Genomic DNA, 19,235 nt, shown 5'->3' on the forward strand with positions numbered 1-19,235 from the left:
ATTTAGTGGAATGTTTAAGCAGCTGGATTTATTTGCGGGTTTTCCTGATGAGCATCCAAAAAAGGATGATAAAAGGGCTGAAGTTGTGCCTGCTTCTATACAGGAGGAAGAGATAACTGCCGGGCAGGATGATATAGCTATTGCAGAAACGGAAGAAATTTTTTTTGAAGGATCAATTAACGGACCGGGCGAAGGCGATATAGCAGCTGAAGAAGAAACGGATATTTTTTTAGTGGAAGCAACGCCTGTAGCTGATAATATATTAACAGAAGAAAGGAAAACGAAAGTTGCTTCAAAACCTGTTAAGGGAAAGCGCGGCAGAAAATCGCTTAAAGAAATGGAGGGAGAATCTGATTTTATCAGTATTCCCGAAGATGAAGTGTTGTTTAAAAAACAGTACTACAGTATAGGCGAGGTTTCCGCGATGTTTCAGCTCAACACTTCATTGCTCAGGTATTGGGAAACAGAATTTGATATTTTGAAGCCAAGGAAAAACAGGAAAGGCGATCGTCATTTCAGGCCTGAAGACATAAAGAATTTATACCTGATACATCACTTATTACGGCAAAGAAAATATACTATTGAAGGTGCAAAAGATTATTTGAAAAAAAATAAATCAAAAGCGCAACAAAATTTTGAACTCATACAACGTCTCCAAAAATTGAAAGGATTTCTACTCGAATTAAAAGCAGGGTTATAACAATTGTTTATCAGTTAAATGCTGTTGGATATCAACGTGAAAATATTGCGTTAAATAGAAAATATTTAACACGCTGGTATTTTAATTTTAACTGCTAACAAAAGTCAAAGAAAGTAATAAGGGAAAATATTTAAAATCTCTACTCGTTTTTTATAACGCTAATTAAGAATCACTATGAGTTTTATCCGAATCCTTTTATCATCGTTCGCCATCTTTACCTGTGTTTTTTTACAGGGATTTAAAGATGCAAAGTTTTCTTCTGCGAAAAATATAAATGATGTTGTCGATACTTCATTTGGCAAAGCAAAGCAGGAAGACATTAAAGCAGCGCCGGGTTCTTACAAAGTTGTTATTAAGAAGAGTGCTTACGAAATGACGATATATGATGAAGATGGATGGTATGGTACCTACCCGGTAGTATTTGGTAGTAAGAGCCAGGAAGACAAAAAAATGGAAGGCGACAGGCTTACACCTGAAGGAAGTTTTAAAATTGTTGGAAAGAGAATTCATAAGCAGTGGGGTAAATTTCTTGCGCTTGATTATCCCACAAAAGAAAGTTATGCAAGATTTAATTCAAGAAAAGCTGCCGGCACCATACCTAAAAAAGCAACCATTGGCGGTGGCGTAGGTATACACGGCACACGTCCTAACGAAGAATGGGTAATTGATAAATATATTAACTGGACTGCAGGTTGTATTTCGGTTAGATACAGCGATATGGCAGAGTTATACGATATGCTTCCCATAGGCACGGAAGTGATTATCGAAAAATAGCTACAGTTACTTTAATGGTGTTTTGATATTTGAAAGCCGTCTCTTAAGACGGCTTTTCTGTTTAAAGCTATCGCTCTGTATCATCTTCCAAAGCACGCCCCGGTAACTATACGTAGGGCTTGCTGTTTAACTCCATTTTGGTGATATGCTGATAAAGATCATTGTATATTCATGCTTTGGTTATTAAATTGCTGCAAGGGTTTTGAATCAAATTTTTCAAAAACCATGCAGCTGTTTCGGCATAATTAAATTTTACGAACCTTTTTTGCCTCCACAGCCGGCGGGCTGCGTAACCGGAACGCCGCTGCTTTTTGTCTTTTGAAAAAATAAGCTTCGCATTTTTTCAATTTCGCCTTCGGCGAAACCATACAAAAAGAGGCGGCTAACCCGGTTACTGGTAAAAACTTAAAAAAATAAATGCCGGGAGTTAAACAGCAAGCTCTACTTATGGGCATATATCACGATTGACCAACAGGTATGAAAGGGGTTTGAAATTCAGATAAAGTTTTTTCTCTCTTCAGTGCCCTGGAATAACTCCGGGCTATATTAACAATACATCAGCTACAAAGCAAGATCATGCAAAGCGTTTAAATGTTCATTATAGCTGAGGTGTAATACAAGTACAGCGCAGTTTGAATAAATAAGTATACAGGGCTGTTCCTGGGTCTCCTTCCCTTCAGGAAGGTCGGATGGGCTGGCGCTTTTCCCAACCTTCTCTCACTATTGCACGTATATCAACTGAGCCGTTGCAACGATGATCGCAATAACGTACTCTATTATAAGATAGTTCCGTGCTTGTATAAGTTAGGATGTAGAAACCCCCGCATAGCCTGCCGTGGGGTTTTCTTTTTACCATATCTTCACTGCATGAAGCATATATTGATCGTATTGTTAACATTTGTTTACCTGCAATCAAGCGCACAGGATTCTACCCGTAAACCAATGATGGTGCAAACCATTGGCAGGTTGCCTTACCTGGAATATGGTTTGGGAGACGACAGGCTGGGCGGCGCTAAAATGACTTACCTCGATTCTGGTGTTGTAATGCTGGTTGTAGATTCTGCAGATGGAGATTACAGGGTTCAGCTCTCAAAAAATCATTCCGCGTATATCAGTAAAGAAAATGTAAAACCTGTACCTGAAAAAAGGCCAAGACCATATTATCTTACATCAAACTGGCGCGTATTTGGTAATGATACTACAGGCTTTGACTATGTAACTATCAATCTTGATGAACGGTTGCCATACAGAAGTATTCAGCAAATTAATCCATCACGTATTGCAATAGATATATTCGGTGCAACATCCAACAGCAACTGGATATCCCAGTTTAACTCAGTAAAGGAAATAAAGAATAGTTGGTACGAGCAGATAGAAGATGATGTGATGCGGGTATTTATTGAATTAAAGCACAGCCAGCATTGGGGGTATAATATTTCTTATGACAGTGTATTTCCCAGGCTTATCATTAAAGTAAAGCGGCAACCCCTGGTATTAACTTTGAGTAAATTGAAAATTGCTATTGATGCCGGACATGGGGGTACAAACACCGGCGCGTCAGGTAAATCATCGGGCATACTGGAAAAAGACTACACATTAAAATTTGCAAATGAACTTAATAAGCTGCTAAAGAAGAATAATGTAAAAACCTTTATGACACGCACTACGGATACTACTTTAGATATGGCAACAAGGGTTGAAATGCTGAAAGCCTGGAACCCGGATATTCTCATCAGCATACACTTTAACTCATCAGGCAACGCGCTGATAAAAGGTACGAGTACATATTACCGTTATATAGGCTTCCGCAGCCTCTCGCAATCTGTGTTAAAAAGAATGCTGGAACTTAAACTGATAGAAATTGGCAATGTAGGCAGCTTTAATTTTTCGCTAAATGGCCCCACAGATTATCCCAACTGCCTTGTTGAAGTAGCTTTTCTAAGCAATTTGGATGATGAAAAGAGAATACTAGATCCCAAGTTCAGGGTGGCTACCGCAAAGAAAATAGTTGATGGTATAAACGACTGGCTTAAGAAAATTAAATAAATTGTAGCCCTTAATATGAAAAAAATTTCTCGTCGTAAATTCGTTAATCAAACCACTAAAGCCGCTTTTGCCACTGTTGTGGCCGCCGGCGTGGTATCAAATACTCAGGCTATGATAGAAAAAGGAACATTCATTCATCATGTTTATTTCTGGCTTAACAACCCGGAGAGCAAAGAAGATTTTAATCAACTGGTAGCAGGATTAAAAAAATTATCGGCAGTTAAAACCATCGCCTCTTTTCATATCGGGAAACCCGCTGATACCAACCGGGATGTTATTGACCGATCTTATTCCGTATCGTGGATGTTATTGTTTAAAAACAAAGCAGACCAGGATAGCTACCAGGTAGACCCCATACACCTGAAATTTGTGGAGGAATGTAAGCACCTCTGGAAAAAGGTCGTTGTGTATGATTCTGTAGATGTATAATTATTGTAAAGCTTTTGGATATCCCGGCAAACAGCCGGGATTTTTTATTGTTACCTTTTCAAACGTTTGCCTTTGTGTTTCTTTGTGTAAATCTTTGTGCCGCTTTGCGATAAAAAACTATTCCTAAACTTTTATAAAACCAACAGCAGGATAATTATAATGAGTATCCTTCTTCCTTATTTGTCTTTACGCTATTATAACGTTGATTATCCCGTATGAAAAAATTTATGCTCTTCCTGTTGATTGTATTACCGGGCACACACAATAATTTATCAGCCCAGGTTGCGGCTAAAGATGTGCAACATGTAAAAGTATATTATGAACCCGGCATGTATGGAGGCTGGCCTGCAAATAATGGTATATGGATATGGGGCAACGAAATACTGGTTGGTTTTTCAAAAGGATATTATAAAGATCTTGGACCAAAACATAATATAGACAGGGATAAGCCTCAATTGCATTTGCTTGCCCGTAGTAAAGATGGCGGTAATACCTGGGTAATAGAAGACCCTGCAACAAGAGGATTGGTGCCACACGGGCATTTTATAGCTAAACCAAGAACCGATGTTCCACAACAGAAGGTACAGCCGTTAAAGGAGCCCATTAATTTTCAGCACCCGGGTTTTGCGCTTGCTGCTTATTCCAACAGCGATGCGGGAGAATCACGTTATTGGTATTCGTATGATAAAGGGTATAACTGGAACGGTCCGTTTGCCTTACCCAACTTTGGCACGCCCGGTACAGCGGCGAGAACAGATTATATTATTGACGGGAAAAACGAATGCACACTTTTTATTACTGCTGCCAAATCGAATGGTAAAGAAGGGAGGGTGATTTGTGTAAAGACAACAGACGGCGGTAAAACATGGTTATTACGCTCACGCATAGGCGGAGAGCCGGAGGGATATGATATTATGCCTGCGTCAGTGCGTATATCAAAAAATGAAATCCTGGTAACTACCCGTAAAAAAGAGGGAGATGTTAGTTTGATTCCTGCATGGTATTCATCTGACAATGGCAAAAGCTGGAATCAATTGCAAAATGCCTGTGATGATACCGGTATCGGTAATCCTCCTGCTATGATAAGGCTGAAAGATGGGCGCATTTGCCTGGTTTATGGCTACAGGTCTGATGCCGAAAGTATTGCAGCCAATACAAAAACAAGCGATATCAGGGCACGCCTTAGCAGTGATAATGGAAAATCATGGAGCAGGGAATATATTTTACGCAATGACGGGTCAGGACAGGATGTCGGCTACCCGAGAATAGTACAGCGTCCTGATGGAAAAATTGTGGCGATCTATTATTTTATGGATAACAAAACCGGGCGTGAAAGATACATAGGCGCAACGATATGGGATCCGCCTGCGTTTGGTAAAGAATAATTAAATTTGGTTTGGTGGGAAATAACAGCAAGGGTGTTAATCAACAGGCAAATTTAAAATTTGAGCGTTAAATTGTGTAAAATCAGCGTATGAATACTACAAGCATAAGACAGCAATTGCATAACTATCTTGAGGTTGCTGATGATAAGAAACTGAAAGCAATATATGTGATGGTAGAAGATGATCTAAAAGAAATCTCTGTAGCCTACACAAATGAATTTAAAGCAGAACTTAACCGAAGAGTAGAATACTATTTAAGCGGAGGCAAAATGGTAACACCTGCAGAAATGAATAAAAGGCTTAAGGCAGTTAGAAAAAAGAGAAAATAAGTATGGCCGACTATGCATTCCTTTTTGTACCTATTGCTGCCAACGAATATGAAGAAGCATTTAGGTGGTATGAAGAAAAAAGTGTAATTGCTGCAGATGGCTTTATTGTAGCTGTTCAGGAGGCTGTAAATGCAGTATGCACACACCCTGAGAGATATCGAAATACATATAAAAATTTACGAGAATTAACACTAAAAAAATATCCATTTAATCTGATATATTATATTGATGAATTGAATAAGCTAATAATTATAGTATCCATATATCATCATAAACGTAACCCACGCAGAAAATACACTAAAAAACGATAGATAATAAAATACACGGCATCAAAATATTAGGTATTATGCCAAATAAAACCCCGGCATCAAGCCGGGATTTTTATTGTGCATCATCTCAAAAACTGAAACTAAAACCAACTCTTTATCCATTTTTCATTTGCCGCTGTATCATTGGCTAATTTTCTCTTTCTTCTTGCCACATCAAGCCTGTGCCTGAACATGGTTGCAAATACCAGCGGAAGGAAGATGATTGTTAATGGCGGAATGCCCAGCATCGATATCCATTTACCACCATACATATTACGCATCGGGCGCTTCAAACGCTCTGCTATCAGGTACATAGCCGGCACAATGATCAGCGTCATAAAGAACGCGAATATCAGGCCAAAGATGATTGTCCATGCCAACGGCTTCCAGAAGCTGGCACTATCACCACCTAAAAATATATGTGGATCAAAGCTGGAGAATAAGCCCACAAAATCAATATTGAAGCCCACCGCCAATGGTATCAGCCCGAATATCGCAGCTAATGCGGTAAGTAATACCGGTATGATACGTGTCTTACCCGCCTCAATAACCGCTTCTCTTGTTTTCATTCCGCGCATTCTCAGCTCATCGGCAAATTCAATCACCAGTATACCATTTTTCACCACTATACCTGCCAGTCCAACAACGCCTAATCCTGTAAAGGCAACCGAAACATCCATGCCTGTTAAACTAAAACCAAGCAATACACCAATAATGCTGAAAACAATTTCCATTAAAATAATTACCGGCTTGCTTATGGAGTTGAACTGTAATACCAGTATGAACAAGATCAGCATCAATGCTATCATCATTGCTTTCATCAGGAATCTTCCTGTTTCAGCCTGTTGTTCTCCTTCACCTGTTTGTTTAATCGTAACGCCTTCCGCAGTGCCTGTAAATGCATCAATATAGTTTTTGATTTGCGCATTCACCGCGGTGGGTGTATATCCCTGCGATTCCAGCACGTTTGAACGCAGGGTGATGGTACGTTTCTGATCTTTTCTTTTTACGCTTCCCAACGTAGTAGTATAGTCAACTTTTACCAGCGAGCTGATCGGCACATTTTTGATTGCTCCGCCACTTGCCATATCACGGAAGGTAATATTCATGTTCAACAGGTCCGAAAGGCTCTTGCGCTGCAATTCATTATTGCGCAGCTGGATCTTGTATTCATCATCACCATCTTTAATTTTTGAAACCTCGCGGCCAAACAATGCCGTCCTGATTTCCATACCAATCTGCGCAGATGATACGCCTTCTATTAATGCACGCTGCCTGTCTACCGTTAATGTTATTTCCGGGTTGGTAAGGTCAACATCCATCTTCAGCTCTTCCACTCCCGGCACCTGTATAGAGTCGAGGTAATTCTTCAACGCAACACCTGTTTTGATCAGCTTATCAAAATCATCACTCGCTATTTCTATATTAATAGGGGGGTCAGTAGGAGGCCCGCTTGACTCCTGGTCAACAGAAATTTCTGCACCAGGTATTCCCTTAATGGCTTTACGCACAGAATCGAGTATGGCAGCGGTTGAAGCGCCATGTCGTTTTTCAAATTCAACAAACGATACCTGCACCCTTCCCAGTTCCGGCCTTGTGCTCCTGTCGCCGCTGTTAGGATCACTGGCGCCTACAGCCACATTAGAAATTACGCTTTCCACTATAGGGTTCTGCTTGCCGTTTTCCATACCGAGCACTTTTACTACACGCTGCTCCAGATTGCGGGTGATGGAATCCGTATATTCTACATCAGTACCAACAGGCAGCTTAAGATATACATAAATGAAGTTGGGATCTGATTTGGGGAAGAACACTACTTTAACGCGCTGGCTGCTTACAGATGCGCCAAATATCATAAAGCTGAATATCAGCAATAGGAATGTGCCTATTAAAAGATATACAGGCCTCCAGCCTTTCAGCGCCCATTTTAATAATGATTCATAATGCCCCATGATCCAGGGCAGCGCCCTGTTCTGGAAACTGTGAATAATACCGTCTAACACATAAATATTCAGCAACACGAGCAACACAAGGAACAATATTATATTACCCAGGAACGTGATGCCCATGATGTCGAACAGTATACCAACCACAATAGCTATCCAGAAAAACGGTTTCCTGAAAATATCCGACTTCTTTTTCTTGTGTTCTCCTTCGGGATGGTTCATGAAATCTACCGCAAATACCGGGTTCATGATGAATGCCACGATCAGCGAGGCCGTCAGCGTAAATATTAGCATTACCGGGAGGTATATCATGAACTTACCTATTAGCCCCGGCCAGAATAATAGCGGGAAGAATGGCGCCAGCGTAGTAAGTGTACCAGCCAATACAGGAATAAACACTTCTCCCGCGGCCATCATGGCGCTTTTTTCCGAACTGAGCTTACCATTTGCCTGCACGAAAATGCGGTGTGTATTTTCTATAACAACTATCGCATCATCTACTATTATACCCAATCCAAACAGCAGCGCAAACAATACCATGAAGTTGAGGGTAACATTCGATCCTATAATAATATCAGCTACAGGTAAAAACCAGAAGGCCACAAACATGCTCAGCGGAACGGACAGCGCCACGAAAAACGCATTGGTTACTCCCATAAAAAACATCAGGATGACCAATACAAGAATAAACCCGATCACAATAGAGTTAACCAGCTCGTTAAAGGAGTGTCTTGCATTTTTACTTTGGTCTCCGGTGATGGTTACGTTCAGATCTTTGGGCAATTCATTGCTCCGCATTTCTTCCATCGCTGTTTTTACCTGGTCGGCTGTTTCAATCAGGTTTTCACCGGAACGTTTAACGATGTTTAATGTAATTACATTCTTGCCGTCAAGCCGCGCGTAGCTTTCCCTTTCCTTTGTGGTGTCTTTAATTTGTGCAATATCTTTTAAATATATGGCACCGCCGGTGGGGCCACGCACAACCACTTTTTCAATATCCGCCACTGAACGGAACTGCCCTTTCAGCTGCATTGTTCTTTTTGTATTGCCTACTTCCAGCAAGCCTCCGGTGATATCCATATTTTCGCGGGCAACAGCATTCGCGATATCATCAAATGTAACATTAGCGCTGCGCATGCGGTAGTTGTCAACATTGATCTGGAACTCGCGTTCAGGAGCGCCTACAATATCAACTCTTGTTATCTGTGGTAATTCTTCCAGCCGGTCCTGTATATCATCCGCAAATTTTTTCAGCTTCATATTATCATAATCGCCGCTGATGTTTACATACATGATCGGTATTTCTGATAGAGCTACTTCCATTACAGAAGGTTCTTCTGTAAGGTCTGTAGGCAAATCAGTTTTAGCTTTATCTACCGCGTCTTTCACTTTCTGCACCGCCACATCAATATTTTCATTTGCGTCAAACTCTACTACAACAGCAGAATAATCCTGGATGGATGTGCTGGTGGTTTTTTGAATTTTAACGCCGGTTATTGCTTTTATCTGTTTCTCTATTGGCTGTGTAACCAGATTCTCTATGTCCTTTGGAGAATTGCCCACGTATATCGTTTGTACGTATACGGTAGGAATTACCACATCAGGAAACTGCTCTTTGGGTAAAGTAATAAATTGCGTAATGCCAACAATGCTCACAAAGAGCATAAGCAGGTAAATAGATGTCTTGTTTTTTATACTCCAGGTAGTAGGTTTAAATTCCTTAAACTTTCCTGTAAAATTTTCTAAAGCACTCATAGTATTGTTCTGTTGATCTCAACAAATAATTGTGAATCTTTCTTGTTTGCAGTCTTTTATGCCGCAGAAGGAATAATAGTCTGCCCGTCGTATAAGCCCTGCACACCTTCTGTAATGATCTGGTCTCCTGCCTGCACACCTGACTTTATTTCCACTTTATCCTTGTATAACTGCCCGATGGTGATCATCTTTTTGCGGGCTATCCATTTGTCGTTTTCCTGCACTGCCACCATCACAAATTTTCCTTTATCGTCGTTTTGCATAGCAGCTACAGGCACAGTAATTACATTTTTAGCGGTATAATCCTGTATCTGTATCATAGCGATCTGGTTAGGACGCAGCGATTTATCGTAAGGCATCTTTGCTTCAATATAGAAGGAGCGGCTGTTAGGGTCTATCAGCTTACCGGCTACAGAAACCTTTGTATTGATGGTTTTATTAGCTTCAGGAAAATTTATCACGAGCTGGCTGCCTACGTTTACACGCTCCATATAATTTTCCGGCACCTGTGCTGTTACTTTTAAATCATCCGTATTAACAATACGGATTTGCTGCCCGCCCATAAACATTTCACCTACCTTAATGTTCACTGTTTCTGCCACACCACTCATTTCAGCATATACATTTGAAAAGGAGGATTGTTCCTGCACTGTAGCAATTTGCTTTTCAATATTGGCCACATTGTTTTTTGCATTCAGCAATTGTACTTCTGTACCAATTTTCTGATCCCACAAATTTTGCTGTCTTTGCAAAAGATCTTTTGCATAAGCCAGCTGGGTGTTCAGCTGGTCAATCTGTTTTTGATAAATAACATCATCCAGTTTCAGCAGCAGTTGCCCCTTTCTTATATTATCACCCTGCTTAACGTATACAGCTTTAACAAGTCCGCCCTGTCCGCGCGGCGCTACATACGCAATATTGGTAGCATCAAGCTTACCCTGCAGGTCAATATAGTGCGTAAAGTTTTCGGGCTCCAGTTTTACTGTAGCAACCAGCCTGGCGTTCTCCTTTTTTAATGAAGGGTCAAGCTTTATCAATTCTTCTTCCAAGGCCGCAACTTTATCATTCAGCGCTTTTTGTTCAGTTTTTAATTTTTCAAGCTGGACTTTCTTATCCGCAATGGCTTTATTATCTCCCGGTTTTGAAGTAGAAGCACCACATGCAGCCAGCAATACCATTGCTGCAATAACCGAAGCAGTTTTAAATGAGTTTTGCATATAATAGTTTTTATAAGTCATTCAATTTTTTTTAAAAGCTGTTTATAATTTTCCTGTTGCTTTAATGTAATCAACTCTTGCTATGATGGCGTTGTACAAAGCATTGATATAATTGGTTTGTGCTGCCTTCATATCCGTTTGTGCCTGTATGATCTCTGTGTTTGAGCCTGTTCCAACTTCAAACTTCTTTTTAGTTTGATTAAAAACAGTTTCAGCCAGCTGCATATTTTTCTTTTGATAATCGAGTGTAGACACTGCGGTGCTGAAATTGTTTTTTGCAGTGGTTATTTCATTATCAATATCATTTTTTAATGCTTCCCGTTGATTGATGCTTTGTTGCAATGACAGGTTAGCCTGTTGGATACGGGCATTGGCAGAAAAACCGGTAAAGAGTGGAATCTGCAGTTGCAGTGTGATAGCAGAAATGCCAAACCAGTCTCCCTTTCCTAAAAAATCAAATTTATTCCGCTGCGCGTTTTTATTATAATAGCCATTAAGCGAAAGAGTGGGTAGCTTGGCAAGCTTATACCGTCTTACATCAAACTCTCCCAGCTTAACGCCCAAATCAGCATATTGAAAATCCTTGCGTTGGCTGTAATCAAAATTGCCGGCATCCAGTAAGCCATCTTTTATTTGTTCATCAGTAATGGTATCAATGAGTATAAGAGCATCTTTAACAGGCATACCCATTAAAACTTTCAACCCCAGCATTCCATTCTGAATTTGATTCAACGCACTTATTTTTTCTGTTTGAAGATTAGCGATCTGCACTGTCAGCTTATCAATATCCAGTTGCTCGGCAAAGCCATTATCAAACATTATTTTAGTGTCGTGCTGCAGTTTATCCAGTAATGAAATGTTGGCATCCAGTAAATCAATTTGTGTTTTGCCGGCTACCAGCTGGTAATATATTTTGGTAATATTAGCCCTGATGGCTTCTTCTGTTATTGCTTCCTTTGTAGTAGCAAATTCCATAAGGGTGTTCCTGGCCTTGAGTCCTATAAAAACCTGTCCGTCAAATAACAATTGATTTAGTGATACACCTCCGGTAGCGCCCCACTTTACACCAAAAGCCAGTTTTTCAAAAGTGCCGGGTTGTCCTCCAAAAAATTCAGCAGGAACAAGGCTTACAGGAAGCTGTGCATTATACACCAGCGAACCGCTGGCGCTGATCTGCGGATAAGCCCTTCCCGTCACCTCACGGTTAACCTGTTGCTGAATCTGTATATCTATCAATGCGTTTTTTACCTGCATGTTGTTTTTACGTGCATAGTCCAATGCCTGCTGAAGGGTGAAGGCATGTTCATGCGCAGTATCCTGCTGGGCATATAGCAAAGTGCTGCAGCATACAGCGCATACTGCTATGCCCCATTTAACCAATTTCCATTCTTTCAAATTCATATATGTTTGTTTTGTCGTTGTTGTTGATATTTCTGTATAAGCTTTACGCCTTTAGGCGTAGCAAGCCCGTACAAAAAATGGATGCTTATCTCTTCCATTATCATATCCAGCTTATGCTTTCCGGGAGGGAAGAAATCAGGGGAGAAGAGCATGAATGTGGTGACAAGCCTGAATCGTGAAAGGATCTCAACATCGATATCATCACGATATATTTGCAATTCAATTCCTTTCTCAAGATTTTCTTTAATCTGCTTATACAGAAACTTATTCTTATGATCACTGATCTTTTGAAAAGCAGCGGGATGGTATTTCTGCAGGTCATACATTACCGTTGGGTTCATTGCTCTCAGCATTTCCTGTACCATCTCTATCGCCACAAAAACCTCGTGGATCGGGTTCTCACTTTTCCGCTGGCAGCAGAAGCATTCATCTTCATTCTCTTTTACCACAATAGCGATCACACTGTCAACCAGCGCATCCTTATCTGTGTAAAACTGGTAAATGGTTTTTTTACTGATGCCAAGCTGTGCAGCAATTTCGTCCATGCTGATGCTGCGAATACCGTACTGTAAAAAAAGATCATGCGCCTTTTGGGCAATTCGTTCCTGTATCTCCATAGCTTCAAAATCAGGCACAAAACTATGGAAACTTTATTCGTAACCAAAGTTTCCGTCAGTTTTTTTTACCGTTTATCTAAAAAATTCAGCTACTAAACGTGAAACTTATCATGAGCGGTATGTGCCGCTATATAGGGCTTGCTGTTTAACTCCATTTTGGTGATATGCTGATAAAGATCATTGTATATTCATGCTTTGGTTATTAAATTGCTGCAAGGGTTTTGAATCAAATTTTTCAAAAGCCATGCAGCTGTTTCGCCATAATTAAATTTTACGAACCTTTTTTGCCTCCACAGCCGGCGGGCTGCGTAACCGGAGCGCCACTGCTTTTTGTCTTTTGAAAAAATATGCTTCGCATTTTTTCAATTTTGCCTTCGGCGAAACCTGACAAAAAGAGGCTGCTAACCCGGTTACTGGTAAAAACTTAAAAAAATAAATACCGGGAGATAAACAGCAAACCCTGGATAAAAAGAGCATAAGATGCCGGGGAGATTTTAACCCGGGTTTTGAGTGTTATAATTTGATTCAAAAAGTATGTTTCGCGCAACGAAAGCAGCGGAGAAAGGTTTGCAAAGTGAAAAACTTTGCTTCCCGGCGAACGGTGCGTGAAAAGCATTCATGATACTTTCAGGAGCTTATTATATCAACCTGTCAATTATCATTTTTTATTATAGTGTACAGGCTTTATATCAATTCTTCCTTATAGTTTTTCATCATGCTGCGAAACATCCAACCCTTCTTCTTCTTCTTTTTCACTTACCCGCATAGGATGTATGAGATCAGTTAATTTAAAAACAACAAAACTCATGGCTAAAGAAAATACCACTACTATAATACAGCCCAGGCATTGCACCAGGAAGAAATGCGTTCCTCCGTAAAACAATCCGTCAGCGCCTGCAGGATTAATGTCCTTGCTTGCAAAAATGCCGGTGCATATCATACCTGTTATACCGCCCACGCCATGGCAGGGAAATACATCCAGTGTATCATCAATGCCTGTTTTGCTTTTCCAATGCACTGCAAGATTTGAAATAATGGCCGATATAAAACCAATAAAGCAACTTTGCGGAAGCCCTACAAAGCCCGCGGCAGGCGTAATAGCAACAAGCCCAACAACAGCGCCTATACAAAACCCAAGCGCCGAAGGTTTTCTGCCGCCCCTGGCATCAAAAAATATCCATGATAAACCCGCAGCCGCTGAAGCAACATTGGTATTTGCAAAAGCATCAACCGCCAGGCTGCTTGCGCTTAAGGCAGAACCGCCGTTAAAGCCAAACCAGCCAAACCACAGTAACCCGGTTCCCAATAAAACATAGGTTATTCTTGCCGGCTTTACCTCTTCTTTGTTGAGATGCACTTTTCTTCTCTTCAGTACGATAGCCCCAACCAATGCGGCGCAACCTGCAGAAATATGAACAACGGTACCTCCTGCAAAGTCCAGCACTCCCATCTTTAATAATAAGCCCTCCGGGTGCCAGGTCCAGTGTGCTATAGGAGCATAGATCAGCACACTAAAAAGTATCATGAACAAAACGTATGAAGTAAACTTTATCCGCTCAGCCGTTGCACCAACAACCAGCGCCGGCGCAATAATGGCAAATTTTAACTGAAACAATGCGAACAACAAAAGCGGGATAGTTGGCGCAAAAGTCCAGGGCGCATGACCGTTTATGCCCTGCATAAACAAGAACGCTGCCGGGTTGCCGATAAAACCGTGAAAGGAATCGCCAAATGCAAGCCCAAAGCCAAATACCAGCCATAGTACACTGATCAGCCCGGTAGCAATAAAGCTTTGCAGCATGGTAGAAATAACATTTTTCTTGCTTACCATACCTCCATAAAAAAAGGCAAGCCCCGGGGTCATTAAAAGTACAAGGGCTGAAGATATCAGCACCCACGACATATCTGCCTGGTTATAAACCCCTGCACCATCAAAATCGCTAACCAGGGGAACAAAAAGCCCTGCCAGTGAAACAAAACCCAATAAATAAAAAGGAGCAGAGCTGCTGAACTTATTCATAGCCGAGTAAAGTTTTTAAGTGCGGGAAGATAAAGGGTTTCTGCTTTTCTTTCCTAAAAGAACTGCATCAATTTTGAATAAAAGGAAGGCTATGGGCGGTAGCTGACTGCCGAAAGCTGATAGCTTACGGCTCACAGCTTAGCTTCGCTGCTGCAGCCGTATCAGTAAACCAATGCAGTTCGCCTGCTTCAGGTTGTATTACCTGTGAGGGATACAGGTCAGGATCAAATTTTCCTTCAAGCACTTCTTTAAGCGCATGAGCTTTGCCGGCGCCAAAAGTGAGAAAGGCGATTTTAGCGGCCCTGTTTACTATCGGAGCCGTAAGTGTGATCCTGAACATCTGCTGGGGGGCAAGATAAAATGCTTTAACCCATAACTTCTTTTCATGAATAACCTCTGTACCCGGGAAAAGAGATAGTGTATGCCCGTCATCGCCCATACCGGAGAGCACGATGTCAAAGCTTTTACCTGTTTCTTCAAAATAACTGTGTAATATCTTTTCATATGCAGCAGCGGATTGTTCCGGTTCAATATCCGTTTGCATAATGTGAACATTCTCCTTCAATACCGGCACTTTGCTTAGCAAATGACTATAGGTCATTTTAGCGTTATTGCGGTCATCCGTAAAAGGAACAGCGCGTTCATCACCCCAAAAAATATGGAGCCTGCTCCAGTCAATGCGTTCATTGTACGGAGCGGTAGCCAGCAGTTCATATAAACGCCTGGGCGAATTGCCCCCGGTTAATACCAAAGTGCATTTATCCTGCTTTTGTAAAACAGACGCTATAGCTGCTGTTATCCATTCAGCCAGTTCAAGGCTTACAGCTTCGGGATTTTGTTGTATATGAAGGTGCATAGTATTAAAGGTGTGAGATTAAAGGTATAAGGCTGAAGGTAGAAGGTTAAAGGTATAAGGAAGCAGGAAGGCCCTCTTGAGCATCCCCTGTTTCCACATTCTCATATTCTCACATTCCCATATTTCCCAATTCTCTCCTCCCTCATTTTCAAATTTTCAAATTCCCCCATTTTCAAATTATGCCCCCTCCGGAGTATTCAGCGTAACCCAGTTAAACCCGTCTCTTGCTATCAGCGCTTCCGCGTCTTCAGGTCCCCATGAACCGGGAGCATAATTAGGGAAATCAACCGGTTGCCTTGTTTCCCAGGTTTCCTGTATCGGCATAATGATCTTCCATGCTGCTTCTACCTGGTCTGCACGCATAAATAAAGTAGCATTGCCCTCCATTACATCCAGCAGCAGGGTTTCATACGCTTCAGGCTCATGCTCATCATAAGCGTCGTAATTAAAGGTCATATCAACCGGGCTGAGGATGAGGTTTTGCCCCGGGCGTTTTGCCTGGAAACGAAGACGGATATCCATTTCCGGCTGAATGCCTATCGTAAGGCGGTTAGGCCGCCAGCTATTGGCTGCTTCCGGAGGAAACGCATAGTTGGGAGCCGGGCGGAACTGTATGGTAATAAATGTGCTTTTACTATGCATGCGTTTACCCGTGCGCACGTAAAAAGGCACATCCTGCCAGCGCCAGTTATCTATATAAAATTTCAGCGCTGCAAAAGTTTCAACGTTTGAATGGGGATCAACATTTTTCTCACCTCTGTAACCTGTCACTTTTTCGCCCTGCATCCAGCCCTCGCTGTACTGACCGCGGACAGCATAATCCTGCACTTCACTATGATCAATCTTACGGATGGCATTCAGTACATCCACCTTTTTATTCCGGATCTCATTGGCATCAAAAGATACCGGGGCTTCCATACCGATCATGCACATCAATTGCAGGATATGATTTTGCACCATATCACGCAAAGCGCCGGATTTTTCATAATACGCGCCGCGGCTCTCCGCTCCTACTGTTTCTGATGCGGTGATCTGTACGTTTTCTATATAGTTACGATTCCAGATAGGCTCAAACAATGCGTTGGCAAAGCGCAACGCCAGTATATTCTGCACGGTTTCCTTACCGAGGTAGTGATCTATGCGGAAAATCTGGTTTTCATCAAACATCGTGCTGAGCAGGTGGTTAATTTCCTGTGCGCTTTTAAGATCATGGCCAAAAGGTTTTTCAACCACAATACGGGTGCATTTGGTATCCGCGCAAATATTCAGCGGTCCAAGCTTGCTGGCGATATCAGGCACCAGTTGCGGCGCAACAGCAAGGTAGAAGATCACATTAGGATGTTCGCCATATTCCTGCTCTTTTGCTTTTACAAAATCGCTGATCTTAGCGTAAGATGCATCATTCTCTGCATCCATCTGCAGATAGCTTACATGCTGCGCAAAACCATTCCATTGATGGTCTACTTCCTCTTTACGGCGGGAGAATTTTTTAATTCCTTCCAATAAATGTCCCCTGTATGTTTCATCAGAATAATCAGATCTTCCTATACCAACAATGCCAAATTTTTCCGGCATCCACTCGTCAAGAAATAAGTTATATAAAGCCGGAGTAAGCTTACGGAGATTAAGGTCTCCGCTTCCTCCAAAAATAAAAATCAGTGAGGCAGGTGGCCGTTTATGGTTTTGCATTTTTATTGCCAGTTGGTGTGAAATATTCCGGGTTCATCAATACGCTGATAGGTATGCGCGCCAAAGAAGTCGCGTTGCGCCTGTATCAGGTTGGTTGGCATTGTTTCGCTCCTGTAGGCATCAAAATATCCCAGTGATACGCTCAGCGCGGCAGCAGGAATACCAGCCTGAACAGCGGTAGCGATGAATTTTCTTGTATTGGCTTCTCTCGATTTAATTAAAGCGGCAATATTGGCATCAAGCAAAATATTAGATAAAGCAGGATTGCTGGTATAAGCCTTGTAATAAATCTCAAGCAAGGTTGAGCGGATAATACATCCTCCCCTCCAGATTTTTACCACCTGGGGTAAAGGAATTTCCATATTATATTCTTTAGAAGCTACATACAATAAGGCAAGCCCCTGCGCATAGCTGATCAATGTGCCGAAAAACAGCGCTTCTCTTGCCTGCTGTATGATTTCTTCCTTTGAAACACCGGTGATTTTAACAGCAGAGGGATAAATTTCAGAAGCCGCAACCCTTTCATCTTTTAAAGCAGAGAGGTTACGCATGCTCACCGCAATATCAATGGTGGGGATGGCAATGCCCAGGTCCATCGCGTCCTGTGATGTCCATTTGCCTGTGCCTTTTGAACCGGCCTTATCTAAGATAAGATCAACCAGTCGCTTTCCTGTTTTATCATCAACTTTAGGGAAGATGTCGCGGGTAATTTCAACAAGAAAAGATTGCAGCTCGCCATCATTCCAGTCTTTAAATACCTGGTGCAGCTCATCATTGGTAAGCCCGTAGCCACGGTGCAGCACATCATATACTTCACTGATCAGTTGCATGATACCATATTCAATGCCGTTATGCACCATTTTTACATAGTGTCCTGCAGCGCCGTTACCCAGGTAAGCCACACAGGGCTCACCATTTACTTTCGCGGAAACCGCTTCCAGCATTGGCCTCACATGAGGGTAGGCTTCTTTATCGCCGCCTGGCATAATGCTGGGACCTCTTCTTGCGCCCTCTTCCCCGCCTGAAACGCCCACACCCATAAAGTGAAAGCCTTTCTCCTGCATATATTGCACCCTGCGCAAGGTATCTGTATAATGAGAATTTCCACCGTCAATTACAATATCGCCCTTATCCAGAAGAGGAATAAGTTCAGCCAAAACAGCGTCTACCGGTTTGCCCGCCTGAACCAGCATCATAATCCTGCGTGGCGTTTTTAATTCCTTAACCATAAGGCTAAGGTCTGAAGTGCCTTTTACAGTTGTGCCGGGCACAATTTCCGATTCAAGCTCGGTTACTTTTTGCGGACTTCTGTTGTATCCTATCACTGCAAAACCATGATCTGCCATATTAAGCAAGAGGTTGCGGCCCATTACGCCCAAACCTATTAACCCGAAATCGAATGATTGATTTGCCATAGTTATTAAAGATGTGATGAAAAAGGATGGCAAATGTAGGTTATTTCATTATTTCACCTCTTCAAAGTCAATATATTCTCCAGCAGGAGTGGCCGGAGACGGCTTTTCTGCCTGTGGCGCATTATTTGATGCAGCCGCCTGTTGTTGCCTCATTTGTTCTTCCATACGCTGCTGCATATCGTTGAACTGCCTTTTAATTTGTTTTCCTGTTCTGAAAACAGGAATTACAAAGCCGGTAATAAACCTGAAGAGAAAATACCCAAGAATAATATATAGTATAAATTTCAACATAATCGGAGTGCTAAGATACCAAATCAGGAGGTTTTTGGTGGTTAAAAGTTGTTAAAG

The 19,235-nt window shown here is 41.7% G+C and carries 16 protein-coding genes; 7 read left to right on the top strand and 9 right to left on the bottom strand.

The features are described 5' to 3' along the window. Positions 1-10: 10 nt before the first annotated feature. From DC498_RS26550 to DC498_RS11520, 7 genes are all read left to right on the top strand, one after another. Entirely contained in the window at positions 11-700 is a 690-nt protein-coding gene (locus tag DC498_RS26550; RefSeq protein ID WP_240627978.1) for a MerR family transcriptional regulator, read from the top strand. Positions 701-874: 174 nt separating this feature from the next. Further along, positions 875-1,474, top strand: coding sequence for a L,D-transpeptidase family protein (locus DC498_RS11495; protein WP_116874303.1), 600 nt, complete (start codon positions 875-877; stop codon positions 1,472-1,474). Positions 1,475-2,341: 867 nt separating this feature from the next. Then, positions 2,342-3,520 (top strand): N-acetylmuramoyl-L-alanine amidase family protein, encoded by a 1,179-nt coding sequence (locus DC498_RS11500; RefSeq protein ID WP_116874304.1) that lies wholly within the window; start codon positions 2,342-2,344, stop codon positions 3,518-3,520. A gap of 15 nt (positions 3,521-3,535) precedes the next feature. Then, on the top strand, positions 3,536-3,949 hold the full coding sequence (locus DC498_RS11505; protein WP_116874305.1) for a Dabb family protein: 414 nt from the start codon (positions 3,536-3,538) through the stop codon (positions 3,947-3,949). A gap of 215 nt (positions 3,950-4,164) precedes the next feature. Next, on the top strand, positions 4,165-5,334 hold the full coding sequence (locus tag DC498_RS11510; RefSeq protein WP_116874306.1) for an exo-alpha-sialidase: 1,170 nt from the start codon (positions 4,165-4,167) through the stop codon (positions 5,332-5,334). 89 nt (positions 5,335-5,423) lie between these two features. Continuing rightward, positions 5,424-5,663: a hypothetical protein gene (locus tag DC498_RS11515; RefSeq protein ID WP_116874307.1), complete on the top strand. Its 240-nt coding sequence runs from the start codon at positions 5,424-5,426 to the stop codon at positions 5,661-5,663. A 2-nt stretch (positions 5,664-5,665) separates the two neighbouring features. Beyond that, positions 5,666-5,974, top strand: coding sequence for a type II toxin-antitoxin system RelE/ParE family toxin (locus DC498_RS11520; RefSeq protein WP_116874308.1), 309 nt, complete (start codon positions 5,666-5,668; stop codon positions 5,972-5,974). Positions 5,975-6,072: 98 nt separating this feature from the next. Here DC498_RS11520 and DC498_RS11525 read toward each other — a convergent pair whose 3' ends face one another. The 9 genes from DC498_RS11525 to DC498_RS11570 all read right to left on the bottom strand — a co-directional run bounded on the left by DC498_RS11525 (position 6,073) and on the right by DC498_RS11570 (position 19,178). Continuing rightward, positions 6,073-9,672 carry an efflux RND transporter permease subunit gene (locus DC498_RS11525; RefSeq protein ID WP_116874309.1) on the bottom strand — a complete coding sequence of 1,200 codons (3,600 nt, stop codon included), beginning with the start codon at positions 9,670-9,672 and terminating at the stop codon, positions 6,073-6,075. A gap of 56 nt (positions 9,673-9,728) precedes the next feature. Continuing rightward, positions 9,729-10,889, bottom strand: a complete 1,161-nt coding sequence (locus DC498_RS11530; protein WP_240627980.1) for an efflux RND transporter periplasmic adaptor subunit — start codon at positions 10,887-10,889, stop codon at positions 9,729-9,731. Positions 10,890-10,931: 42 nt separating this feature from the next. Further along, positions 10,932-12,290 (bottom strand): TolC family protein, encoded by a 1,359-nt coding sequence (locus tag DC498_RS11535; protein WP_116874311.1) that lies wholly within the window; start codon positions 12,288-12,290, stop codon positions 10,932-10,934. Then, on the bottom strand, positions 12,287-12,925 hold the full coding sequence (locus DC498_RS11540; RefSeq protein WP_133176836.1) for a TetR/AcrR family transcriptional regulator: 639 nt from the start codon (positions 12,923-12,925) through the stop codon (positions 12,287-12,289). Before DC498_RS11540 ends, DC498_RS11535 begins: the two co-directional genes overlap by 4 nt. Before the next feature lie 682 nt (positions 12,926-13,607). Next, entirely contained in the window at positions 13,608-14,927 is a 1,320-nt protein-coding gene (locus DC498_RS11550) for an ammonium transporter (RefSeq protein ID WP_116874314.1), read from the bottom strand. 124 nt (positions 14,928-15,051) lie between these two features. Continuing rightward, positions 15,052-15,783: a 6-phosphogluconolactonase gene (gene pgl / locus DC498_RS11555; protein WP_116874315.1), complete on the bottom strand. Its 732-nt coding sequence runs from the start codon at positions 15,781-15,783 to the stop codon at positions 15,052-15,054. Between the two features lie 177 nt (positions 15,784-15,960). Beyond that, positions 15,961-17,472, bottom strand: coding sequence for a glucose-6-phosphate dehydrogenase (gene zwf, locus DC498_RS11560; protein ID WP_116874316.1), 1,512 nt, complete (start codon positions 17,470-17,472; stop codon positions 15,961-15,963). A 2-nt stretch (positions 17,473-17,474) separates the two neighbouring features. Then, positions 17,475-18,887, bottom strand: a complete 1,413-nt coding sequence (gndA, locus tag DC498_RS11565) for an NADP-dependent phosphogluconate dehydrogenase (protein ID WP_116874317.1) — start codon at positions 18,885-18,887, stop codon at positions 17,475-17,477. Between the two features lie 48 nt (positions 18,888-18,935). Further along, on the bottom strand, positions 18,936-19,178 hold the full coding sequence (locus tag DC498_RS11570; RefSeq protein ID WP_116874318.1) for a hypothetical protein: 243 nt from the start codon (positions 19,176-19,178) through the stop codon (positions 18,936-18,938). Between the last annotated feature and the right edge of the window lie 57 nt (positions 19,179-19,235).

This window comes from Terrimonas sp. (genome assembly GCF_003075435.1).
GTDB lineage: Bacteria > Bacteroidota > Bacteroidia > Chitinophagales > Chitinophagaceae > Agriterribacter.